21 protein-coding genes are annotated in these 23,107 nt (G+C 69.9%); 6 read left to right on the top strand and 15 right to left on the bottom strand.

Translation table 11 applies throughout. The features are described 5' to 3' along the window. Window positions 1–6: 6 nt before the first annotated feature. Complete coding sequence (dapE, locus tag C6Y44_RS07000; RefSeq protein ID WP_120281868.1) at window positions 7–1,083, bottom strand: succinyl-diaminopimelate desuccinylase; 1,077 nt, start codon at window positions 1,081–1,083, stop codon at window positions 7–9. Between the two features lie 98 nt (window positions 1,084–1,181). On the opposite strand from dapE, the gene dapD reads away from it, so the two are divergent. After that, window positions 1,182–2,135 (top strand): 2,3,4,5-tetrahydropyridine-2,6-dicarboxylate N-succinyltransferase, encoded by a 954-nt coding sequence (dapD, locus tag C6Y44_RS06995; RefSeq protein WP_060651706.1) that lies wholly within the window; start codon window positions 1,182–1,184, stop codon window positions 2,133–2,135. A 108-nt stretch (window positions 2,136–2,243) separates the two neighbouring features. Next, the gene (locus tag C6Y44_RS06990; protein WP_225623812.1) at window positions 2,244–3,581 is read left to right on the top strand and encodes an amino acid permease; all 1,338 of its coding nucleotides are present in this window, start codon (window positions 2,244–2,246) and stop codon (window positions 3,579–3,581) included. On the opposite strand, the gene C6Y44_RS06985 is transcribed toward C6Y44_RS06990, so the two are convergent. From C6Y44_RS06985 to C6Y44_RS06950, 8 genes are all read right to left on the bottom strand, one after another. Next, window positions 3,550–5,235 carry a substrate-binding domain-containing protein gene (locus C6Y44_RS06985; RefSeq protein ID WP_159418902.1) on the bottom strand — a complete coding sequence of 562 codons (1,686 nt, stop codon included), beginning with the start codon at window positions 5,233–5,235 and terminating at the stop codon, window positions 3,550–3,552. The two genes, C6Y44_RS06990 and C6Y44_RS06985, sit on opposite strands and share 32 nt — an antisense overlap. Before the next feature lie 99 nt (window positions 5,236–5,334). Beyond that, window positions 5,335–6,588, bottom strand: coding sequence for a PucR family transcriptional regulator (locus tag C6Y44_RS06980; protein WP_120281865.1), 1,254 nt, complete (start codon window positions 6,586–6,588; stop codon window positions 5,335–5,337). 171 nt (window positions 6,589–6,759) lie between these two features. Further along, window positions 6,760–8,190, bottom strand: coding sequence for an acyl-CoA synthetase (locus tag C6Y44_RS06975; RefSeq protein ID WP_159418903.1), 1,431 nt, complete (start codon window positions 8,188–8,190; stop codon window positions 6,760–6,762). Window positions 8,191–8,247: 57 nt separating this feature from the next. Next, window positions 8,248–8,952: a rhomboid family intramembrane serine protease gene (locus C6Y44_RS06970; protein WP_120281863.1), complete on the bottom strand. Its 705-nt coding sequence runs from the start codon at window positions 8,950–8,952 to the stop codon at window positions 8,248–8,250. A 97-nt stretch (window positions 8,953–9,049) separates the two neighbouring features. Next, complete coding sequence (gene dapC, locus C6Y44_RS06965) at window positions 9,050–10,162, bottom strand: succinyldiaminopimelate transaminase (protein ID WP_225623743.1); 1,113 nt, start codon at window positions 10,160–10,162, stop codon at window positions 9,050–9,052. A gap of 22 nt (window positions 10,163–10,184) precedes the next feature. Further along, window positions 10,185–10,508, bottom strand: a complete 324-nt coding sequence (gene fdxA / locus C6Y44_RS06960; protein ID WP_006550573.1) for a ferredoxin — start codon at window positions 10,506–10,508, stop codon at window positions 10,185–10,187. Window positions 10,509–10,662: 154 nt separating this feature from the next. Continuing rightward, window positions 10,663–13,260: a bifunctional FO biosynthesis protein CofGH gene (locus C6Y44_RS06955; protein ID WP_159418904.1), complete on the bottom strand. Its 2,598-nt coding sequence runs from the start codon at window positions 13,258–13,260 to the stop codon at window positions 10,663–10,665. Window positions 13,261–13,305: 45 nt separating this feature from the next. Next, window positions 13,306–13,503, bottom strand: a complete 198-nt coding sequence (locus C6Y44_RS06950; RefSeq protein ID WP_120281862.1) for a hypothetical protein — start codon at window positions 13,501–13,503, stop codon at window positions 13,306–13,308. A gap of 102 nt (window positions 13,504–13,605) precedes the next feature. Here C6Y44_RS06950 and C6Y44_RS06945 point away from each other — a divergent pair, with 102 nt between their 5' ends. Genes C6Y44_RS06945 through C6Y44_RS06935 form a run of 3 tightly spaced genes read left to right on the top strand, consistent with a single transcriptional unit; the run spans window position 13,606 to window position 16,474 of the window. Then, the gene (locus tag C6Y44_RS06945) at window positions 13,606–14,211 is read left to right on the top strand and encodes a PH domain-containing protein (RefSeq protein ID WP_404817787.1); all 606 of its coding nucleotides are present in this window, start codon (window positions 13,606–13,608) and stop codon (window positions 14,209–14,211) included. Next, window positions 14,208–15,719: a PH domain-containing protein gene (locus C6Y44_RS06940; protein WP_159418906.1), complete on the top strand. Its 1,512-nt coding sequence runs from the start codon at window positions 14,208–14,210 to the stop codon at window positions 15,717–15,719. Before C6Y44_RS06945 ends, C6Y44_RS06940 begins: the two co-directional genes overlap by 4 nt. Further along, window positions 15,716–16,474, top strand: a complete 759-nt coding sequence (locus C6Y44_RS06935; protein WP_120281860.1) for a uracil-DNA glycosylase — start codon at window positions 15,716–15,718, stop codon at window positions 16,472–16,474. The genes C6Y44_RS06940 and C6Y44_RS06935 overlap by 4 nt, the downstream gene beginning before the upstream one ends. Here C6Y44_RS06935 and C6Y44_RS06930 read toward each other — a convergent pair. The 5 genes from C6Y44_RS06930 to typA form a co-directional block, all read right to left on the bottom strand. After that, entirely contained in the window at window positions 16,431–16,871 is a 441-nt protein-coding gene (locus C6Y44_RS06930; RefSeq protein WP_120281859.1) for a hypothetical protein, read from the bottom strand. The two genes, C6Y44_RS06935 and C6Y44_RS06930, sit on opposite strands and share 44 nt — an antisense overlap. A 77-nt stretch (window positions 16,872–16,948) precedes the next feature. Beyond that, on the bottom strand, window positions 16,949–17,107 hold the full coding sequence (locus C6Y44_RS06925; protein ID WP_016693616.1) for a hypothetical protein: 159 nt from the start codon (window positions 17,105–17,107) through the stop codon (window positions 16,949–16,951). 87 nt (window positions 17,108–17,194) lie between these two features. Further along, window positions 17,195–18,118, bottom strand: coding sequence for an N-acetyl-1-D-myo-inositol-2-amino-2-deoxy-alpha-D-glucopyranoside deacetylase (gene mshB / locus C6Y44_RS06920; protein ID WP_159418907.1), 924 nt, complete (start codon window positions 18,116–18,118; stop codon window positions 17,195–17,197). Beyond that, window positions 18,097–20,130 carry an ABC transporter family substrate-binding protein gene (locus tag C6Y44_RS06915; RefSeq protein WP_174247069.1) on the bottom strand — a complete coding sequence of 678 codons (2,034 nt, stop codon included), beginning with the start codon at window positions 20,128–20,130 and terminating at the stop codon, window positions 18,097–18,099. The genes mshB and C6Y44_RS06915 overlap by 22 nt, the downstream gene beginning before the upstream one ends. A 79-nt stretch (window positions 20,131–20,209) precedes the next feature. Next, complete coding sequence (typA, locus tag C6Y44_RS06910; RefSeq protein WP_006550583.1) at window positions 20,210–22,096, bottom strand: translational GTPase TypA; 1,887 nt, start codon at window positions 22,094–22,096, stop codon at window positions 20,210–20,212. Between the two features lie 362 nt (window positions 22,097–22,458). On the opposite strand from typA, the gene C6Y44_RS06905 reads away from it, so the two are divergent. After that, entirely contained in the window at window positions 22,459–22,635 is a 177-nt protein-coding gene (locus C6Y44_RS06905; RefSeq protein ID WP_095092009.1) for a hypothetical protein, read from the top strand. A gap of 24 nt (window positions 22,636–22,659) precedes the next feature. On the opposite strand, the gene C6Y44_RS06900 is transcribed toward C6Y44_RS06905, so the two are convergent. Continuing rightward, window positions 22,660–23,082 (bottom strand): (deoxy)nucleoside triphosphate pyrophosphohydrolase, encoded by a 423-nt coding sequence (locus C6Y44_RS06900; RefSeq protein WP_174247070.1) that lies wholly within the window; start codon window positions 23,080–23,082, stop codon window positions 22,660–22,662. Between the last annotated feature and the right edge of the window lie 25 nt (window positions 23,083–23,107).

Genomic DNA, 23,107 nt, shown 5'->3' with positions numbered 1-23,107 from the left:
GTCACGTTATCGGGTGAGGTAGGAGCGCAGAACGGAGGTCACCTCGGTGATCCGACCGACCTCGACGTGCTCGTCGCGCTTGTGCGCGAGGTTCGGGTCGCCCGGCCCGTAGTTGACGGCCGGAATCCCCAGCGCGGCGAACCGCGAGACGTCGGTCCAGCCGTACTTGGCCCGGAACTTCCCGCCGGCGGCCTCGACGAGCGCGGCCGCGGCCGGGTTCGACAGTCCGGGCAGCGCGCCGGGCGACATGTCGGTGAGTTCCATCGAGATCGCGAGACCGTCGAAGACCTCGCGGACGTGCGCGAGTGCGTCGTCGGGGCTGCGATCCGGGGCGAACCGGAAGTTCACGTCGAGCGCAGCGGCGTCGGGCACCACGTTCCCGGCGACACCGCCCTCGATGCGCACGGCCGACAGTCCTTCCCGGTACACACAGCCGTCGATGTCGACCGACCGTGCCTCGTAGCGGGCCAGACGGTCGAGCACGGGAGCGAGCTTGTGGATCGCGTTGTCGCCGAGCCAGGAGCGCGCCGAATGTGCCCGCACGCCGTCGGTCGTGATGCGCACCCGCAGGGTGCCCTGGCAACCGGCCTCGATCTCACCCGAGGTAGGTTCGCCGAGGATCGCGACGTCCGCGTCGAGCCAGTCGCGCAGTTCGGTCTCGATCCGGCCGAGCCCGTTGTACGCGGCCGCGATCTCCTCGCAGTCGTACATCACGATCGTCAGGTCGTGAGCGGGATCGGTGACGGTCGCTGCGAGGTGCAGGAAGACGGCGTCGCCGGCCTTCATGTCGGAGGTGCCGCAGCCCCACAGCAGGTCGCCGTCGCGCCGCGACGGCACGTTGTCGGCGATCGGGACGGTGTCGAGGTGGCCGGCGAGCATCACGCGGCTGCCGAGCCCGCGGTTCGTCCGCGCCAGGACACAGTTGCCGTTGCGCACGATCTCGAAGCCGTCGGTCTGCTCCCGCAGGGCCACTTCCACGGCGTCGGCGATGAGCGTCTCGTCCTGCGACACGCTCGGGATGTCGACGAGCGCGGCGGTCAGTTCGACGGGGTCGGCGTGCAGGTCCAGCTGCGGTACGGGCATACCTGCACGATACGAAACGCGTCCGTCCCTCAGACCCCGCACACGATTTTCTCAGGGGGGACACAGGCGCAGGACCGCCTCGCGTACGCTTCTCACCCGTGAGTGCACACGGAGCATCAGCAGTAGGCATCGCGAACATCACGGAGGACGGGACCGTCCTCGACACGTGGTACCCGGCACCCGCCCTCGGCGAGCCGAGCGAGACCGGAACCACGCGACTCGAGGGTACGGACATCCCGTCCGATCTCGCCCTGCTCGCCGGTCACGACGAGGCGCGCGAGGTCCAGCAGGTCGTGGTGCGCACCGATATCGCAGACCTGTCGAAGCCGCCCGTCGACACTCACGACGCCTACCTGCGCCTGCACCTGCTGTCGCACCGTCTCGTCCAGCCGCACGGACTCAACCTCGACGGCATCTTCGGTCTGCTCGCGAACGTCGTGTGGACCAACTACGGCCCGTGCTCGCTCGAGAACTTCGAGACCGTGCGCTCGCGTCTGCGCATCCGCGGACCGGTGACCGTCTTCGGTGTCGACAAGTTCCCCCGCATGGTCGACTACGTCGTTCCCGCCGGTGTCCGCATCGCCGACGCCGACCGCGTCCGCCTCGGCGCGCACCTCGCGTCCGGCACCACCGTCATGCACGAGGGCTTCGTCAACTTCAACGCCGGCACGCTCGGCAACTCGATGGTCGAGGGCCGCATCTCCGCGGGTGTCGTCGTCGACGACGGTTCCGACATCGGTGGCGGCGCCTCGATCATGGGCACCCTCTCCGGTGGTGGCAAGGAGGTCATCTCCGTCGGCAAGCGCTGCCTGCTCGGCGCGAACGCGGGCGTGGGCATCTCGCTCGGGGACGACTGCATCGTCGAGGCCGGCCTGTACGTCACCGCCGGCACCAAGGTCACCGGCCCGGACGGCACCGTCGTCAAGGCCGCGACCCTCAGCGGCGCGTCCAACCTCCTGCTGCGACGCAACTCGGTGAGCGGCGCGGTCGAGGTCGTGCCGAACAAGGGCAGCGGAGTCGAACTGAACGCGGCTCTGCACGCCAACGACTAGCTCTGCACCCCACGACAGATTCGGAACCGAGAAACTGTGAGTGAAACCCAGCGGCCGGCTTCCGAGGTCGAACATCTCGGGAGCGGCCTGAAGGTCCGTCATCTGACCATGATGGGACTCGGCTCCGCCATCGGCGCGGGCCTGTTCCTCGGTTCCGGAGTGGGTATCGCCGCCGCCGGTCCGGCCATCATCGTGTCGTACCTGCTCGCCGGCGTGATGATCATCTTCGTGATGCGCATGCTCGGCGAGATGGGTGCCGCGCTGCCGGTGAGCGGTTCGTTCTCCCACTACGCACGCATCGGAATCGGCCGCTGGGCCGGATTCAGCATGGGTTGGTTGTACTGGTTCATGCTGATCATGGTGCTCGGTGTCGAGATCACCGGCGCCTCCGCGATCGTGCAGTCGTGGCTACCGGGCGTACCCCAATGGGTGGTCGCGCTGGTGTTCGTCACCTTCTTCGCGGTGGTCAACCTCGCGCGGGTCGCCAACTTCGGTGAATTCGAGTTCTGGTTCGCGGCCCTGAAGGTCGCGGTCATCCTCGGGTTCCTGGTGATCGGTATCCTGCTCGTGTTCGGCCTGCTCCCCGGCACCGAACCCGTCGGCACCACGCACCTGCTCGGCGACGGCGACGGTTTCGCGCCCAACGGCATCGCCGGCATCGCGGCCGGCCTGCTCGCGGTGGCCTTCGCGTTCGGCGGCATCGAGATCGTCACGATCGCCGCGGCCGAATCGAAGGACCCGGAACGGTCCATCGCGACCGCCGTGCGCAGCGTCGTCTGGCGTATCTCGATCTTCTACCTCGGGTCGATCTCGATCATGGTGCTCGTGCTGCCGTGGACCGCGGCGAGCGGCGAGACGTCCCCGTTCGTCTCGGTGCTCGACATCGCCGGCCTCCCCTACGCGTCCGGCTTCATGGAACTCGTCGTGGTGATCGCGCTGCTGTCGGCGTTCAACGCCAACGTCTACGGCACCTCCCGCATGGCCTACTCGCTGGCGCGCGGCGGCGACGGCCCGGCCTGGCTCAGCAAGCTCACCCACCACGGAGTGCCCCGCAACGCGGTGCTCGTCTCGGTGTTCTTCGGCTTCGTCAGCGTATGGCTCAACTGGTTGCTGCCCGACACCATTCTCGGGATCCTGCTCAACGCCGTCGGATCGGCGCTCATCGCGATCTGGCTGTTCATCGTCGTCTCGCATCTGCGGTTGCGTCGCAAGTTCGAGCGCGAGGGCACCATTCGCCTGCGCATGTGGCTGTTCCCCTATCTCAGCTGGTTCACGCTCGCGATGCTCATCGGCTTCATCGTGCTGATGCTGTCCGACAGCGCGGCCCGGGTCCAGCTCGCGTCGACCTTCGTGCTGTTCCTGATCATCACGGCGCTCGGCCTGATCTGGCACCGCACCCACGACAGGACGGCCGTCAGCCACCCGTCCGATCGGCCAGCGCAGTGAGCACGAGCTCGGTGATGTCGAGCGGATCGCTCGTCCGGTAGTTCACCCCTCCGGTCGCCGCAGCGATCTGCTCGAGGGTCGTGGTGTCGACGTCCTCGCCGAGTCCGATCGTCACGATCCGGACCGGCCTGGACGGATCGTTCTCGTTCGAGAGGACGGCGAGCAGTTCGTCCTTCGAGATCTCGGAGCCGTCGTCGGCACCATCGGTCACCACGACGACACTGTTGGCCGCTCGCGGGTCGTAGCTGTCCTGCACGTACCGGAAGGCCGCGAGGATCGTGTCGTAGAGCGCGGTGGTCTCGTCGGCCGTGCCGGCCATCTGCGCGACGAGCGCGGTGAGCCGGTCGCGATGGGTCCCGCCGTCCACCACGGCATCGAAGCGCCGGATCGGGGCCGCCATGATGTAGTCCCCCGAGGGTTCGGCGCGGTCGTTCGGCAAGGTGGCATAGTCGCTCACTCTGCCGCCGAAGAACCACAGGCCGGCCGAGACGTTCCCGGGCAGGACCTCGTTGGCGGCGGTCGCGGCGCGTCGGACCAGTTCGATCCGGCTCTCGTCGCCGAGATTGCGGTTCATCGAAGCGGAGACGTCCACCGCGAACACGGTGCGCACGGGAAGGGCCTGCAACGCCCACACATTCATCGCTTCCTCGGCGACGGTCTCGTCGTCGAGTTCGAGCACCGGCACCGCGCCCACACCGCGGTCGTCGGGCAGGGGCCGTCCGCCTCCGCCCCGGAAGCCGTGACGGGCCAGCCTGTCGAGCCCTTCGGAGGTGTGCAGCGCGTCGGTCAGCGCGGTCGCGGCGGCCGCCGCGGCGTCGTGTCTCTCCCCCCGCGCGGTCACGATCACCGGATAGTCCACGAGCAGCGTCCCGGTGGCGGGTACCTCGATGCCCAGTTCGCGTTCGTGGACGCTGCGATAGGCCTCGACCTGCTGTTCGGTGCTCACCACCGTCCCGCCGTTCGCGACGGTCTCCTCGAGCAGCGTCGATCCGGTGGGCACCTCCTCGTCGCGGACCCCCTCCCGCTCGGCGAGCGGCGCCATGACGGGACGGACGGTGCCCATCGCGACGGGGTCGTCGGCGGCCTCCGCCAGCACCGCGCGGATGGCTCCCGCCGCCGGGCCGGAGCGCAGTGGGTTGCCGAAGACGAGATCCGGATCGGACAGGGCCTCCTGCCAGTCGGCCGCCGGTTCGACGGTGCCCGGCGCGCCCGCGATCACGAGCGGCGTGGTGGCGAGAGGGGTCGACACCGTGCGCACCGGGCCGGTAGCGGTCTCACCCGCCCACGACGCCCACCAACCGCCCGCCGGGAGCCACAGGTCGGGAACGTCGTCGGTCGCCAGTCGCGCCGACACCTCGCCCGGTTCCTGTTCGACGACCTCGAATTCGGTGCATCCGGATACCGCGATCTCCTCGATCACGGGTGCGAGGTCCGCGGTGACCGCCACGGTGTAGTGCTCGGAGTCGTCGCACCCGCTCTGCCCCTCCACGACGAGGAAGGCGACGGATCCGGCCGCGAGGACGAGGATCGCGGCAACGACGAGCCAGCGCGCACGACCCCTGCCCTGCCGACTCCTGTCCGGCCGTGCACCCCCACGCGCGCCGCCACGACGGCTCGGCGGATCCGACTCGGACGGTTCGGATTCCCCCGCCATGCGTCGGCCCCCTCGCGTTCACTCCGGGTGACGCCCCTCGGTCGCCCGAGACCGATGATATAGACCGACAGACCTCGGGAAGCCGAATCCGGTGCGATATCAGCCCTGTTCGGAGCTCTCCAGTTCGAGTCGTCGAGCGATCAGCGCCGCCTGCAGTTGCCGCAGACCGGAGGGCCGGGTGGGGTCGAAGCCGGTGAGTTGCGCGACCCGCTTGAGCCGGTAGTCGACGGTGTTCGCGTGGACGTGCAAGGTCTTGGCCGTGAGCTGACGACTGAGGTCGTGGGCGATGTGCGTTTCCAGCGTCTCGACGAGTTCGGGTGATTCGTCGAGTGGGTCGAGTACGCGCGCGAGGTGGCGGCGTGCCGGTCCGGGCCGGGTGAGCTGGTATTCGAGGGCCAGATCCTTCATGCCGTAGGCCCCGACCGGACGGCCGAGCCGTCGCACGAGATCGAGCAGCTCGTGGGCCTGCTTCGCGGCGGTGGGCACCTCCCGGACGGGAGCGTGGACGAGAGCGATCGTGACGGACACCCCCGCGACGGTCTCGATGCGCTGCCGGAACTCTTCGATCGCCTCGGTCGTGGGTGATTCGGGGAGCAGGACGGTGCCGCCCTCGGGACCGAGCATCGCGAGATGGCGACCCTCGCAGATCGCTTCGAGTTCGGTCTCGACCCGCCGCAGGGTGCGCCGCGCGACGACCTCCGGCCGCACGTGCGGATTGCGTTCGTCGGGATGCCGGGTGAGCGAGACCGCGAGCACGGTGTAGGTGTCGGCGAGCACCAGCCCGGAGCGCTGCGCGACCGCCGCGGCGTCCTGCCCGCTCAGCAGCGCGGTGACCAGTTCCTGCGCGGCGACGTCGCGTTCGCGGCGGATGGCGTCGAGTTCGGCGACGAAACCGGTGGTCGCGGCGACGGTGACCTTCTCGAGCAGGGCCATCCACAGGCGGGACGCGTCGGCGACGGAGGAGACGTCGCCCTCCCGGGCCCGATCGGTGACCAGCTCCCAACCGAGGCGGATGCCTTCGTGGTAGATCCGGAGCATGTACTCGAGCCGGAACCCGGCGCGGGCCCACTGCGCGGCGCTGCTGCGCAGGTCGGCGAGCTCCGCGTCGGACGGCAGTTCTCCGGAGTCGAGGAGATGAATTGCGATGCGCAGGCAGCGCACGGTGACCTCGGTGACGTCGCCGCGCAGTGATTCCCCCGGTCGGAGCGAACACGGAGCCACGTTGTCGGCGAAGTGCGCCACGAGTTTGCGGGCCACGGCCGGCAGATCGCGCAGCGGAACGGACGCGGGCTTCCCGTCCACCACGAAGAGCGGAGCGTTCTCACCGTCCCCCCGACGGTCGTGCCCGGGCAACCGGACCTGATCCGTTACAGACATCCCTCGAACCCCCATCGAAGTGAGTAGATCTACATACGGTGCAGTAGAGAATCCGCCTCGCAGTGTGACACATGCAACCCCTGTGACCGATTTTCCACGAAGTTCCGGTAACAGGAATTGCCCGCGGGCGCTCCCCCACCGACCCTGTCAGCCCAGTTTCTTCTTCTGCACCTTGCCCATCGCGTTGCGCGGAAGGTCGCTCACCACACGCACCTCCCGGGGCCGCTTGTGCACGGAGAGCTGTTGTGCGACAAGGTCGATCAGTTCCGATTCGTCGACCTCCGAGCCGTCGGCGGCGGGCACCACGAACGCGACGATCCGCTGACCGAGGTCGTCGTCGGGCAGGCCCACCACGGCCACCTCCCGCACAGCGGGATGGCCGAGCAGAACGGTCTCGATCTCCCCCGCACCGACCCGGAACCCGCCGGTCTTGATCAGATCGGTCGACTCGCGACCCACGATGCGGTGGAATCCACCCTCGTCGACGGCCGCCACGTCGCCGGTGACGAACCATCCGTCCTCGGTCCACGCGGCCGCAGTGGCCTCCGGCCTGTTCAGGTAGCCGTCGAAGAGCATCGGTCCACGCACCTGCAGGACACCGATGCTCTCCCCGTCGTGGGGCACGTCGCGGCCCTGCTCGTCGCGCAGTCGCGTCTCGACCCCGGCCACCGGCGTGCCGACCCAGCCGGGACGGCGCTCGCCGTCGACCCGCGTGCTGAGGGTCAGCATCGTCTCGCTCATGCCGTAGCGCTCGATCGGAACCAGCCCCGTGAGCTCACGCAGTCGTTCGAAGACCGGCACCGGCAGCGGCGCGCTGCCCGAGACGAGCAGTCGCGCGCCGCTGAGCGCGCGGGCGGAGTCCTCGTCCTCGACGACGCGTGTCCACACCGTCGGCACCCCGAAGTAGAGGGATCCCTGCGCTTCGGCGTAGGCCTGCGGGGTGGGCTTGCCCGTGTGGATCAGCCGGCTGCCCACACGCAGGGCCCCGACCACACCGAGCACGAGTCCGTGCACGTGGAACAGCGGCAGTCCGTGGACGAGCGTGTCGCGCTCGGTCCAGGCCCACGCCTCGGCGAGCGCGTCGATGCCCGCGGCGATCGCCCGGCGGCTCAGCAGCACACCCTTCGGAGCGCCGGTGGTACCGGAGGTGTAGAGCACGAACGCGATTCGCGCGGGGTTCGGCTCGGGCAGGTGGTGCCAGTCGCGGGCGTGCAGGCGGACCGGCAGGCTCGGCAGCTGTGGAACGTCGGGATGCTGCACCTCCGGCGCCGGACCGAGCCAGGCCTGCGCACCCGAATCCGTCAGGATGTGGGCGAGTTCGGCGGGCCCCGAATCCGGCGGCACCGGCACCACGGTCGTCCCGGCGAGCAGGGCACCGGTCACGGCGACGACGGTGGTCGCGCTCGGAGTGGCGAGCACGGCCACCCGATCGGCGCGTGCCACCCGCGCCGCGACCGCGGTGGCCGCGCCGAGCAGATCGCTGCGGGAGAAGGTGTGGCCGTCGATACGAACGGCGTCCGGGAGATCGTCGCCGCGCGCGACGGCCAGCGGGTTCAGCGAACGAAGCAGTGCAGACACAGCAGCCACGATTCCATATCGCTCCCGCAGCCTCGCGGAGGCGGTCGGGTGTGGCGGTCAGGTGTGGATGTCGCCGCGCGCCGCGGACATCGATGTCCGCGCGAGATGTGCCGGGGGAAGCACAGTGGCCAGGACCGCGCCCAGCAGCATTCCGATGAGGACGGCCACGCCGTGCGCGTCGCCCGCGATCACGAGGACCACACCGAGAAGGAAGGTCGCCGCGGAGGCGACGAGCAGCGAGCGGGTCGCTCCGACGACCGGCCACAGTCCCGCGAGGGTCGCGGCCGAGGCGAGCGTCGCGCCGGTCGTTCCCGCGCCGTCGGACGGAAAGACGAAGGTGGTGAACAACCCCCACAGCACCTGGCCGACCAGGAACAACCCGAGTGCGCGGTACCACCCCCACACCCGCACGATCGCGACGGCGACCACCGCGAGCAACAGCAGGTTCACGACGGTGAGGAGCACGCCGCCGTCCTCGATCAGACCGGCGGTGAGGACCCGCCACCACTCCCCCCGGTCACGGGTGCGGACCGGCTGCCGCCGGAAGACGTCGAGCAGTCCGGGGAAGACGAGCCGCGCGAGTGAGGCCACCGCGACCACCGACCACAGGATCGTCGCCGCGACGGGTGGGGGCCACCAGAACGATCGCGTCGTCGCGTGCGCGGAGCTTCCCGAGTGGGAGCGCGACGCGCTCACCGCAGCGATGGCCACCACGGCGACGTAGAGCACCCACAGCAGCGGATCCTCACCGGACGAACTCACGGGGCCAATCTACCGGCGAGCCGCTCGCCGGGCGGTGCGTCGACGCTGTCACATCAGTGGCTGCGACTATCCGCCCAGCGGAGCCGGAGGCTGCGCTCTATCCACGCAGTCGGGCAGCGGCGGCGTCGATGGCGTCGTCGGTTGCGGTGAGCGCGATCCGGACGTGCAGGACACCACCGGGACCGTAGAACTCACCGGGCGCGATGAGGATGCCGCGTTCGGCGAACCAGTCGACGGTCGCGCGGCATTCCTCACCGCGCGTCGCCCACAGGTACAGGCCCGCCTCCGAATGGTCGACGGTGAAGCCGGCGCCGCGCACGGCCTCGAGGAGCACCTCGCGACGCTTGCGATACTTCTCGCGCTGGGCGTTCTCGTGCTCGTCGTCGTTCAGTGCCGCGGTCATCGCGGCCTGGATCGGCAGCGGCAGCATCATGCCGGAGTGCTTGCGGACCTCGAGCAGGTCGGCGACGAGGTCGGCGTCGCCGGTGACGAAACCGGCCCGGTAGCTCGCGAGATTCGAAGTCTTCGACAGCGAGTGCACCGCGAGGAGGTTGGTGTGGTCGCCCCCGCACACGCTCGGGTGCAGGATCGACAGGGCCTCACCCTCCCAGGTGAGCCCGAGATAGCACTCGTCGGAGACGACGATCGCGTTGCGGCTGCGCGCCCAGTCGACGACCTTGCGCAGGTGGTCGGGTCCGAGCACCTTGCCGGTGGGGTTCGACGGCGAGTTCACGAAGACCAGCGACGCGACCTCGGGGCCGAGGCGGGTCAGCCCGTCGGCGCGGATGATGCGGGCACCGGCGAGCAGGCCGCCCACCTCGTAGGTCGGGTACGCCAGTTCGGGGATCACGACGAGATCGTCGGCACCGAGGCCGAGCAGCGACGGCAGCCAGGCGATCATCTCCTTGGTGCCGATCGCCGGCAGGATCGCCGAGTCGTCGAGACCGGTGATGCCGTAGCGACGTTCGAGCGCACCCACGGCCGCCCGCCGAAGTGCGGCGGTGCCGTGGGTGGTCGGATAACCCGGCTCCTCCGCGACGGAGACGAGCGCCTCCCGGATCACGGGGGCGACCGGGTCGACCGGTGTGCCCACCGACAGGTTGACGATGCCGTCGGGATGCGCCGCTGCCTTCGCCTTCGCGTCGGTCAGGGAGTCCCAGGGGAAGTCCGGCAGGCCCTTCGCCACCGAACGGCGGATACGCGTGCTCACGAAAGTTCCACCGGTCCGTTCGTCACTCTTCGCCCATGGGAGGGAGGTTCTTGACGAACGGCGGGTCGTAGTCGACCTTGCCGAGCTTCGCGGCGCCACCGGGCGAGCCGAGATCGTTGAAGAAGTCGACGTTGGCCTTGACGTACTCGGACCACTCGTCCGGGACGTCGTCCTCGTAGAAGATCGCTTCGACGGGGCACACGGGCTCGCACGCACCGCAGTCGACGCACTCGTCGGGGTGGATGTACAGCATGCGACCGCCCTCGTAGATGCAGTCGACGGGGCACTCCTCGATGCATGCCTTGTCCAACACGTCCACGCACGGTTCCGCAATCGTGTACGTCACTGCTGTTCTCCCTGCCTCTCTGTAAGCCCGCCGACCTGCGCGGTCTCGCCCGAGCGGGCACCCTCGGCGCCCACGGTCCTCCAGTATCCCCCGACCCACCGTAGGCCTCGGGAGTAAGGGTTACCTACTTCGGAGTGCCGGCCGCCGTGGCGGCTCAGCCCGAGGTGACCGGAAGCTCGATCGGCGTGTACGCGGTGGTCCGCCGGCGCGCCGGCCGCCCGATGCCCTCGGCGATCGCGACCAGTTCGGCGACGGTCTTCTCCGAGCCGTGCTGCGAGCCCGCCATGCGCGAGATCGTCTCCTCCATGAGCGTGCCGCCGAGATCGTTCGCCCCACCCTCGAGCATGGCCTGTGTTCCGGCGACGCCCAGCTTGACCCAGCTGGTCTGGATGTTGTCGATCCGGCCGTGCAGCATGACCCGCGCGAGGGCGTGCGCGGCACGGTTGTCGCGCATGGTCGGGCCGGGACGCGACGCGCCGGCCAGATACAACGGCGACGACTGGTGCACGAAGGGCAGCAGCACGAACTCGGTGAATCCGCCTGTGCGGTCCTGGATTCCACGGATCACCTCGAGGTGGCCGACCCAGTGGTGCGGCTGGTCGACGTGCCCGTACATCATCGTCGAGCTCGAGCGCAGGCCCACCTCGTGCGCGGTGGTCACCACCTCGATCCACTCGGCGGTCGGGAGCTTGCCCTTGGTGAGCACCCACCGCACCTCGTCGTCGAGGATCTCCGCGGCGGTGCCCGGGATGGTGTCGAGCCCGGCCTTACGCAGTTCGGTGAGCCAGTCCCGGATCGACGTGCCACTGCGCGCGACACCGTTGACGATCTCCATCGGCGAGAAGGCGTGGACGTGCATCGACGGCACCCGTGCCTTGACGGCGCGGACGAGATCGGCGTAGCCGGTCACCGGCAGTTCCGGGTCGATGCCGCCCTGCATGCACACCTCGGTGGCGCCGGCGACGTGCGCCTCCCAGGCGCGGTCGGCGACCTCGCTCGCCGACAGGGTGAACGCGTCGGCGTCGCCCTTGCGCTGCGCGAAGGCGCAGAACCGGCAGCCGGTGTAGCAGATGTTGGTGAAGTTGATGTTCCGGTTGACGACGTAGGTGACGTCGTCGCCGACGGTGTCGCGGCGCAGCTGGTCGGCGAGCGCCACGAGCGCTTCGAGACCGGCGCCGTCGGCGTTGGCGAGGGCGATGTACTCCGCTTCGGTGCAACCGCCCGGATCCCGTTCCGCGGAGCGCAGCGCCGAGAGCACGTCGCTGTCGAGCCGCACCGGTGCGGAGGCGCCCAGCTCGAGCACCTGCTCGCGGACGGTCTCCCAGTCACCGAAGGCGCTCCCGAGATCGGACCGGTGCTCGGTGTTGCGTCCGGTCACGTCGATCTCGGAGTTCAGATCCACGCGGCCCGACGACTCCCAGTCGATGTCGGGCTCCTGCCAGGGCAGTCCGGACGGGATCACCTCGCGCGCGAGGCCCGTGGCCGGATCGGCGAGGGCGTGCACGTGCGCGGTGATGCGCGGATCGATCCACGGTTGCCCGGCGAGCACGTACTTCGGCTGCGCGGCGATCCGCTCGGTGAGCTCGAAGCCGGCCTCGGAGCTCAGGCGCGCCAGGGTGTCGAGATTCGGCCAGGGCCGTTCGGGGTTGACGTGATCGGGCGTCAACGGCGAGACACCACCCCAGTCGTCGACACCCGCCCCGAGCAGCGCGCGGCACTCGTCGAGCGAGACGAGATTCGGCGGGGCCTGGATGCGCATGCCCGGCCCGAGGACGAGCCGGGCGACGGCGATCGCGGCGAGGAACTCGTCGAGATCGGCGTCGTCGTGCTCGCGCATCGCGGTGTCGTCCTTGGCGCGGAAGTTCTGGACGATCACTTCCTGAATGTGACCGAATGCCTTGTGCGACTTGCGGATCGCATGGATCGATTCGGCACGCTCGGTGAAGTCCTCACCGATGCCGACGAGGATGCCGGTGGTGAACGGCACCGCGAGTCGGCCCGCATCGGTGAGCACCCGCAGCCGCACCGCCGGATCCTTGTCGGGGCTGCCGTAGTGGCACTGACCCTTCTCGGTGAACAACCGTTCGGAGGTGGTCTCGAGCATCATGCCCATGGACGGGGCGACCGGCTTCAGCCGCGAGATCTCGGCCCAGCTCATCACCCCGGGATTGAGGTGCGGCAGCAGACCGGTCTCCTCGAGGACGCGGATCGCCATCGCTCGCACGTAGTCGAGGGTGGAGTCGTAGCCGCGCTCGTCGAGCCACTGCTTCGCTTCGGGCCACCGGTCCTCGGGCCGGTCGCCGAGTGTGAACAGGGCTTCCTTGCAACCCAGTTCGGCTCCCTGACGGGCGATCTCGAGGATCTCGTCGGGTTCGAGGTACATGCCGTGACCCTCGGCGCGGAGCTTACCGGGGACGGTGACGAAGGTGCAGTAGTGGCATCGGTCCCGGCACAGCCGGGTGATGGGGACGAAGACCTTGCGCGAGTAGGTGACCGTGCCGGGTCGACCCTCCGCGAGAAGGCCGGCATCGCGCACCCGCGCCGCCGACGCACAGAGATCCTCGAGATCGGCGCCCCGGGCCTGCAGCAGGACCGCCGCTTCGTCCACGTTCAGTGCGACCCCGTCGCGAGCCCGGCGCAGCGCTCGACGCATTCCCGAGGGAGTCGCCGCGGATCGGTGCGCAGCGCCGGGACGCACGGTGGGGGTCGGGAGCATCGCGGACTGCGGGGTGTCGTCTGCGGAATCGGTCATGCGCCCGATCATGCGCCTACGAGCACCCCCATGCCACTTCGGGGTCTATTCGCGCGGGTAGTCGTCGTCCGCCGGGACTTCGCGGGACTGCTCGTAGGTGTCTGCCGGGTCGGCCTCGAGGGGCACATCCGAAGGCAGGTCGTCGGCAGGATCGTCGTAGACGGGAGTGGCCTGCTCGAGCCGGTCGGCCTCGGAATCGTTGTCGGACTGGATCTCGATGTCGAGCGCATTCGACTCCGTCATTGCGATCTCCTCCTCACAGGGCCCGATCGCGAGGTCGGATCGGGCGAGTCCGGGCCGGGTTCTACAGGTCCCAGCCTAGCGTGGAACCGGACACGGGGCCCGATGGAGCAGGAGGTGCGGGTGGAGGACGACGAGGGTGCACCGGCGGGGCCGGTCGAGGACACATCGGCGAGGCCGGCCGAGAGCACGCCGGCGGGGCCGGCCGACGGTGCCGCGGTGACGGGTGTGGTGATGAGGGAGCCGTCGTGGCGGCCGAGCCCGAAGGCGCGTGTGCTGTGGGCCGTGAGCGCGGCCTCGATGTGGCTGCCGCTGGTCGTCGCGCAGGTCGTGTGGGCGCTCGTCGCGCCGGTGGGCGCGGGATGGCACATCGCCGCCGCGGCGGCGACCGTCGTGCTCGGTGGACTCCACGTCGCGGTGGTGCCGGTCTGGCGATACCGCGTCCATCGCTGGGAGATGGACGAGACCGCGGTCTACACGCGTTCGGGCTGGTGGACGCAGGAACACCGCATCGCACCGATCTCCCGGATCCAGACCGTCGACACCGAGCGGGGTCCGCTCGACCGGTGGCTCGACCTGACCACCGTCACCGTCACCACCGCCTCAGCGGCGGGTGCGGTGGAGATCGTCGGGCTCGACAGCCGGGTCGCCGACGAGACCGTCGCCCGTCTGACCACGCTCGCCGCAAGCTCGGAGGCGGACGCGACATGAACGAGGCCGTCGCACCCGGGACCGGCACGGACGAGGAGGTGCCGTGGTCGCGCCTCGATCGCCGGATGCTGCTGATCCACCCGATCGAGGAGATCCTGCGCCTGCTGCCCGTCCTCGCCGGCTCGTTCGTCATCGGGACCACCAGCGGCAATCCTGTGTGGGGCCTCGCAGCGACGGGCGTGCTCGTGCTGGTCGGTCTGCTGCGCTGGTTCACCACCACCTACCGCGTGGGACCGCAGCACGTCGAACTCCGCCGCGGCCTGCTGCAACGACGCGAGTTGTCGATCCCCCGCAGCCGCATCCGGTCGGTGGACGTCGAGCAACGCCTCCTGCATCGCGTGCTGGGCCTCGCGGTCGTGAAGATCGGCACGGGCCAGAGCGGGGGCGCCGATCGCAACCGGTTCGAACTCAACGGCCTCCCGATCGCAGCAGTCCCCGAGCTCCGTGCCGTTCTCCTGAGGGGCGGGCAGCAGGACGACATGCCGGCCGAGACGACCTCGACTGCTGCCGTCACCGAGCGTCAGCTGGCACGATTCGACCCGGCCTGGGTGCGCTACGCGCCGTTCTCCACGACGGGACTGCTCGCCGTCGCGGCCATCGCCGGTGCCGCCTTCCAGTTCGGGCTCGGCCGGTGGATCGCCGAATCGCAGGTCGTCCGCCGCGCGGTGGAGACCGCGGAGGACCTCGGCCTGGTGGTCGCGCTCGTGATCCTCGTGCTGGTCGTCGTGCTCGTCGCCAGCCCGGCCGCGTGCGTGCGGTATCTGCTGCTCTACGGCGATCTGCGGGTGACCGACGACCACCGGGTCCTGCGCATCGCGCACGGCCTGCTCACCACCCGTCACACCACCCTCGACCGGGCGCGGCTGCGCGGGGTCGCGCTGCACGAACCGCTGGCGCTGCGACTCGTCGGCGCCGCACGGCTCGACGCCGTCATGACGGGCAGGACCGCGCAGCAGGGCGGTTCGTCGCTGGTCCTGCCGTCGGCACCCGACGAGGAGGTCCGGCGGGTCGCGGCCGAGGTGCTCACCGGACGGCTGCCACTCGAGGTTCCGCTGCGCAGCCACGGCCCCCGTGCCCGTCGTCGCCGTTACACGCGGACGCTGTGGCCGGTGGCCGTCGTGGTCGCCGCCGGGCTCGTCGCCCTGACCGTCACCGACCGGCACGTGCCGTTCGCTGTGATCGCCACGGTGGTCGTGGTGCTGGTCGCGGGGGCGTGCGCGCTGGCGCAGGACCGCTACCGGGGTCTCGGCCACGCCGTCGTCGACGGGCATCTCGTCGCCCGCAGCGGCTCGATCGATCGGCAGCGCATCTGCCTCGACGCGGACGGTGTGATCGGCTGGACGGTGCGGCAGACCTTCTTCCAGCGCCGTGCGGGTCTCGCAACCGTCGTCGCGGCGACCCCGGCGGGTGCGGGACGCTACGAGGTGATCGACATCCCCGTGGACGAGGCGTGGGCGCTTGTCCAAGAGGTCACATCGGGTATGGGAGAAGCATGGATCGACCGATGAAGCCCTCTTCCGGCAAAGGCCCCCTGCACGGCACTCCCCCGGCGACGCTGGCCGAACTCGACGACGCACTCGTCGACTGCCACGCGTGTCCGCGGCTGGTCGCATGGCGTGAGCAGGTCGCGCGGGAGAAACGAGCAGCCTTCCGCGACGAGGAGTACTGGGGCCGGCCCGTCCCCGGCTTCGGCCCGGCCGATGCGTCGCTGCTGATCGTCGGGCTGGCGCCTGCCGCGCACGGCGGGAACCGCACGGGACGGATGTTCACAGGAGACCGGTCGGGTGACGTGCTGTACGCGGCCCTGTACGACGCGGGACTCGCGTCGCAACCGACCGCGACGCACATCGGCGACGGCCTCGAGCTGTTCGGCACGCGCATCACGTCGCCGGTGCACTGCGCGCCACCGGCCAATCGCCCCACGGTCGTCGAACGCGACACCTGCCGGCACTGGCTCGAACAGGAACTGGACCTGCTCTCCCCCACCTTGCGGTCGGTCGTCGTGCTCGGCGGATTCGGGTGGCAGGCGCTGCTACCGGTCCTGTCGGCGGCGGGGTGGACGATCCCGGTTCCCCGCCCGAAGTTCGGGCACGGCGCGCATGCGCTGCTGGCCTCCACCGAGGCACGGGAGCACCCGCTGCACCTGTTCGGTTGCTATCACGTCAGCCAGCAGAACACCTTCACCGGTCGGTTGACGAAGGAGATGGTGACCGAGGTGCTCAGGGACGCGGCGCGGGCTGCGTCCCTCCCACTGCCCGGGTGATCTCCTTGATGCGAGCCGAGAACAGGTACCCGCCGGCGGGGGCGAGCGCGGCCACGGGCAGCAGCAGGGTCCGCCAGTCGCCGAGCGCGAGCTGGTCGCCGCCCGGCCCACCCACGAGGCAGACGAGGAAGACGACGGCCCAGGCCAGCAGCGGCAGAGCCGCGCTGCGCAGGGATCCGGTCTCGGCGCGAACCGCCATCACGAGGAGCAGGTTGACGACGCCGGCCAGCAGGATGGTGATCGGGAAGGGCACCCCGGCGATGTACACGCCGAGATAGAAGACCGACAACAGGGCGCACAGCGCACCGTCGAGCACGAGCAGCGCGACGAGCCCCCGGCGGGGCTGGATGTCCGCCGGTGACGCGAGGGGTGCAGCGGTTGCTGGATCGACCGTCATGCTTCGATGGTGCGCTACCGGACGCGCCCGAGCGCAACCGGGGTCCGCGGAACCATCCGCCACCCGCGCACGGGACGTCAGGGAACCGGCGGGTATCCGAGCATCGTGAGCAGCGCGCTCTGCTGGTCGGCGAAGGAGTACAGGGCGTGCCAGTAGTCGGCCCGGATCTCGTCGGCGTACGGCCTCAACGAATCCACGAACGCGACGATCTGGTTCTGGACGGACCAGTTGTACATCGACAACCCCCTGCACGGTGTGCCTGCGTGATGCGCGAGGCCGGGTGACGCGAACCACCCACAGCCTCGTTGATGACTCGGATCACACTAGCCGATGCCGGAGAAGAGGTCGTCCTCTCGTCCCGTGGAGTCGGTCAGGCCGAGCTGCCCGCGCACGAGCACGAAGTGCTCCTGGTCGAAGACGGGCTGGGCGACGAGGTTGGAGAGCACGAACTGCTCGCCGTCCTCCGCGACCAGCACCTGGGTCGCGTGCGCGGCCATCGCGGTCCGCTTCGCGTCGAGAACCGAGCGGACGTCGACGACGGTGGTGACCTCGTCGTCGGGCACGCTCGGCAGTTCGCCGGCATCCGGTCGGCGCCAGCCCTCGGGCAGCGTGCCCATGGCGGCGATGCCGCGTTCGAGCGCGGATCGTTCGGTGACGGTCCAGTACACCTTCGCGGGGGTCCACGCCGCCCCGGCGGACGGATAGTCCTCGGTGCCGGCCGCTTCGACGGCCGCGGTCACCCGTTCGTGTACCGCGATGTGGTCGGGATGCCCGTAGCCACCGAACGGGTCGTAGGTGACGACCACGTGCGGACGCGTCTCGCGGATCACGGCGACGAGCGCTTCGACCGCCTCATCGTGGTCGGCGTTGACCCAGGCACGAGGATTGTCGGCGGACGGTGTGCCCGCCATCCCGGAGTCGCGCCAGTGCCCGGCACCGCCGAGGAAACGCGGTCGGTCGACGCCGAGCGCGTCGAGCGCCCGGGTGAGTTCGAGGATGCGGTATCCGCCGAGCTGATCGGCGCGGTCGGCGGTGAGCTGGGCCCACTCGTCGCCGATCACTTCGCCCTCCTCGCCGAGCGTGCAGGTCACGACGGTGACCTCGGCGCCCTCGGCGACGTACCGGGCGATGGTGCCGCCGGTCGTGAGGGTCTCGTCGTCGGGATGGGCGTGGACGAGCAGAAGTCGTCGATCCGCAACGTCGGGGAGAGCTCCCGGAGCATCGGTCACGGTGTGGTCCTTCCCCACAGATGGGCGTCGCCGAGAATACCGGTGGCGACAGCGGCTGTCAGCGAGACGTTCTCGACGCCCGGACCGGCGGCGACAACGGCCCGGTCCTGCAGGATCGGCAGATTCACCGCGAGATCCCACAGCCTGGCCTGCGCGTCGGCGACGACCTTCGCCGGGTCGGTGGTGCCGTTCAGCGCTGCCAGCAGATCGGGTTCGAGACCCGGATCGCACGCTCCCGAGAGGTTGCTCGGAGCCTCGAGTTGCGCTGCGAGCGCGTCCTCACGTTCCTCGACGTCGTCCTCGTCGAGCGTGGTGGTCGCGGAGTCCGAGGGTCGGGCAGCCTCCGTCGTCCCGGCGGCGTCGGGCTGCGCCGGCAGGTCGGGCCCGGGCGCGGTCGGCAGATCCTCCCCCGCTGCCGTGGGTGCTGCGGCCACCGGGACGCATCCGAATCGGGACAGCGCGGCGGTGGCAGGGTCTCCACCGGCACGCATCCAGCCGACGACCGCGTGCACACTGCCCTCGACGAGGGCTTCGCCGTACAGCTCGTCGGGAGGCAGTGCGTCGACCGACGCATCGATCCCGGCGCCACGCCACAGGTCGACGGCGGTGCGTGCGACGGCGCGGGCGGTCTCGTCGCCCTCCGGCACGCCCACGACCAGCGTCAACGGCACGCCGGCCCGGGCCAGGGTGCCCTCGGGCAGGGCCGGTCCGTCGGGGGTTCTCGGTCCGGGAGTCGCGCTCGTCGGCGCCGCCGTCTCGGATGCCCCCGTCTCGGATGCCCCCGTCTCGGATGCCTCGGTCTCCGGTGCAGCGGCCTCCGGTGCTTCGGGGCCGGGTGCGTCAGGGTCTGCCGGCACCGGGGGCACGGCAGGCGGGACGGGCAGATATCCGGCCTCGGCGAGACGTCCGAGGGCCTGCTCCCGGGGCAGACGCGCCGGCATCGTGTCGGTGTATCCCGGATCGGACGGCGCGAGCACCTGGGCACGGGCTCGCACGACCTCGGTGCTGTCGGCCGTCGCGACGAGCCCGAGCAGCTCGGGATCGAGCAGGTCGATAACGCCTCGTCGGACTCCGGGGTCGGCGAGTTCGGCGGTGCGTGTGTTGAGGGTCAGCTCGAGGGTGCGCGGCTGGAGCTGGACGCCGGTCCGCACACCCGGCACGGCGGCGAGCTGCGCCTCGAGAGCGACCCCGCCCGCGCTCTGGACCACCTGGGCGTCGTCGCTGCGCACCGATTCGGTCACCTGGGCGTCGGTGCCGGCGCGGCGCATGATCAGTTCGTCGGGTCCGGCCGGGGTGCCCCAGAACCGGTCGTTGCGTTCGAGCAGCACCTCGGCGCGCCCTCGGTCGACGTTGTCGACGTGGAATCGCGCGCCGGACACGGGAATCGTCTCGGACAGGCCGGTGGAAAAGCCACCCGGAGTGTCCTTGACCAGGTGCGCGGGCAGGAGATTCGTGAACAGTTCGCGCCAGGCCGGATACGGCTCGCGCAGGGTGACGGTGACGGTCTTGCCTCCGCCCGACGATCGGATGTCGTCGATGAGGCGGTAGCCGGCGGGATCGACCACGCCGGGCTGGGTGACCATCTGCCGCCACAGATACCGGAAGTCCTCGGCAGCGATCGGCGCTCCGTCCGACCACTGGGCCTCGTCGCGCAGGCGGTAGGTGATGGTGAACGGCGCCTCGTCGGTGACCTCGGCGGACAGCAGCAGCGAGTCGTCCGGAACCCACAGTGCTGCAGCGGGATTCTCCGGATCGGGCACGGCTCGGAAGGCACTCGGGAGGACGAGTTCGGCGACGGCGTTCGCGACGGGCGACTGGTCTGCGAGCAGGTGGGGGTTGAAGCCCGAACCGACCTCGTCGATCGCGACCACCACCGTGCTGCGCTTCGGAGCGGGAGCCGGGGTCGTGGTCGGCTCCGTCTGCTCGATGGGCGGCGGCGGGTCGGCGGTGCAACCGGTGAGGACCAGCGCAGCCACGGCCAGGCCGGCCGTCGCCCCGATCAGTCGGCGACGAGCGCGCGTACGCGACACTCGGGCTCCTTCCGTGAGGCAGGTGGTACGTGGGTGGCCCCGGCCAGCATGCGCTCGCCGGGGCCACCCCACACCTGGACTACTTGTTACGGGCCTTCTCCCGCGACCGCGCACGCGCACGGTCGGTCTGCGAGAGGTGCAGCTTGCGCACGCGCACGTCCTCCGGCGTGACCTCGACGCACTCGTCCGCAGCACAGAACTCGAGCGCTGCCTCGAGGGTCAGCTCGATCGGCTTGGCGAGGGTCTCCATCACGTCGGCGGTCGAAGAGCGCATGTTGGTGAGCTTCTTCTCGCGGGTGACGTTGATGTCGAGGTCCTCGGCGCGCGGGTTGATGCCCACGACGTGGCCCTCGTAGGTGTCGCTGCCCGGTTCGACGAAGAAGGTGCCGCGGTCGGCGAGCTGGATCATCGCGAACGGGGTGACCGAACCGGCACGGTCGGAGACGAGCGAACCCGTGTGGCGGGCGCGGATCTCGCCGGCCCACGGCGCGTAACCGTGGAAGATGGCGTTCGAGATGCCGGTGCCGCGGGTCTCCGTGAGGAAGTCGGTACGGAAACCGATCAGACCGCGCGACGGGATGATGAACTCCATACGAACCCAACCGGTGCCCTGGTTGGTCATCTGGACCATCTTGCCCTTGCGGTTCGCGAGCAGCTGGGTGATGGCGCCGAGGTGCTCCTCGGGGCTGTCGATGGTCAGCTCCTCGTAGGGCTCGTGCAGCTTGCCGTCGATGGTGCGGGTGACCACCTGCGGCTTGCCGACGGTCAGCTCGAAGCCTTCACGGCGCATCTGCTCGACGAGGATGGCGAGGGCGAGTTCGCCTCGGCCCTGCACCTCCCACGCGTCGGGGCGTCCGATGTCGAGGACGCGCAGCGAGACGTTGCCGACGAGCTCGGAGTCGAGCCGCGTCTTCACCATGCGGGCGGTGAGCTTGTGGCCCTTGACCCGGCCGACGAGCGGCGAGGTGTTGGTGCCGATGACCATCGAGATGGCCGGCTCGTCGACGGTGATGCGCGGCAGCGCCACCGGGTTCTCCGGATCGGCGAGCGTGTCGCCGATCATGATCTCCGGGATACCGGCCACGGCGACGATGTCGCCGGCGACCGCGACCTCGCCCGGCTGCCGCTCGACACCGACGGTCTTGAGCAGCTCGGTGATCTTGACGTTCTTGACGCCGTCGGCGTGCATCCACGCGACGGTCTGGCCCTTGCGCAGCTCACCCTGGTGGATGCGCAGCAGCGCGAGACGACCGAGGAACTCGGAGGCGTCGAGGTTGGTGACGTGCGCCTGCAGCGGCGCCGACGGATCACCCTTGGGTGCGGGGATGCACTCCATGAGGACCTCGAAGAGCTCGTCGAGGTTCTCGGCGTCGGGGACCTGGCCGTTCTCGGGCTGCTTCTTCGACGCCTTGCCCTCACGACCGGAGGCGTAGAGGACGGGCAGCTCGAGAGCGAGCTCGGCAGCTTCCGCGGCCTCGTCGTCGAGGTCGGACGCGAGGTCGAGCAGCAGGGTCTGGCTCTCCTCGACGACCTCGGCGATGCGGGCGTCCGGGCGGTCGGTCTTGTTGACCACGAGGATCACCGGCAGCGACGCGGCGAGCGCCTTGCGGAGCACGAAGCGGGTCTGCGGCAGCGGGCCCTCGGAGGAGTCGACCAGCAGGACGACGCCGTCGACCATGGACAGGCCGCGTTCGACCTCACCGCCGAAGTCGGCGTGGCCGGGGGTGTCGATGACGTTGATGACAGTGACGGTGCCGTCCGGGTGGTGACGGTGCACCGCGGTGTTCTTCGCGAGAATGGTGATGCCCTTCTCGCGCTCGAGGTCGCCCGAGTCCATGACCCGGTCGACGAGTTCCGCACGTTCGGCGAACGCGCCCGACTGGCGCAACATGGCGTCGACGAGAGTGGTCTTTCCATGGTCGACGTGCGCCACGATGGCGACGTTCCGAAAATCAGCGGTGCTCACGCGATAGCTCTCCTGGCTGTAGTCCGGCCACACGGCACTGGACCCGGTCGGCACCTCGCCCGTACGGCGTTCGTCTCGATGGCCGCGACGCGAGATTGCGAGCTACCTGCCCCGTCCGATTCTCGGCGTGCAGGCACTGCGGCCGTCAATACACTTTACAGGCCGTTTGTCGGTCGCCGCTTCTACCTCATCCGATACCCGCAGGTCGGCGACGATCGGGGTGACGCTCGACACTCCCACGGGAGACGTAAGCACCGAATCCGGCACCACATGCACCCCTTGGCTCACAAGTAAGGGGATGCTAACCTTCGCCCGCCGGTGGATTCGCCGCACGCAGGACCGTGGAAGGCAGGCGGAACGTTATGGGGAAGGTGAAGGCGAGCAAGGTCGCAGGCCTGAAGCCGAAGAAGAAGTGCTGCCGTAAGAAGACGCGGTGCCTCAAATGCCCCGTCGTCGTCATGCGCATGAGGAAGGTCGAGAACGACGGCCTGAGCAAGAAGGAACTGCGCAAGTATCTCGACAAGGCACGCGCCGCCTGACCACAAGGCATGCGCCGTATGACCTCAGCGCCGCAGATGTTCGCGTAGGTCCGGGATCCACGCACGATCGGCCGGCACGAGATCGACCTGCTCGAGTTCGTCCGCGTCGACCCACCGCAACGCCGCATGGTCCAGCGGCTCGGGATCACCCGAGACGAGTTCGACCCTGTAGGCACACAACTCGCGGCCTCCGGCCAACGGCACCGCGACCCCGAGCCGCTCCGCACCGCGCACCTCGACACCGAGTTCTTCCCTCAGCTCCCGCACGAGCGCCGCTTCCACGCTCTCCCCCGGTTCCGCCTTGCCGCCGGGCAACTCCCACAGGCCCGCGAGGTCGACGGGCCGCGTGCGCTGGGCGAGCAGCACGCGTCGGTCCCGGATGACGGCGCCGGCCACGACGTGCCCATCGGGCGCCGGTGTACTCGCAGACGATGTGCTTGCAGACATGACCTGCATCGTCCCAGAATGAGTC

Source organism: Rhodococcus rhodochrous, assembly GCF_014854695.1.
Lineage (GTDB): Bacteria > Actinomycetota > Actinomycetes > Mycobacteriales > Mycobacteriaceae > Rhodococcus.
Note: the sequence above shows the minus strand (reverse complement) of the source record. Positions and strands in the feature narration are given on the sequence as shown.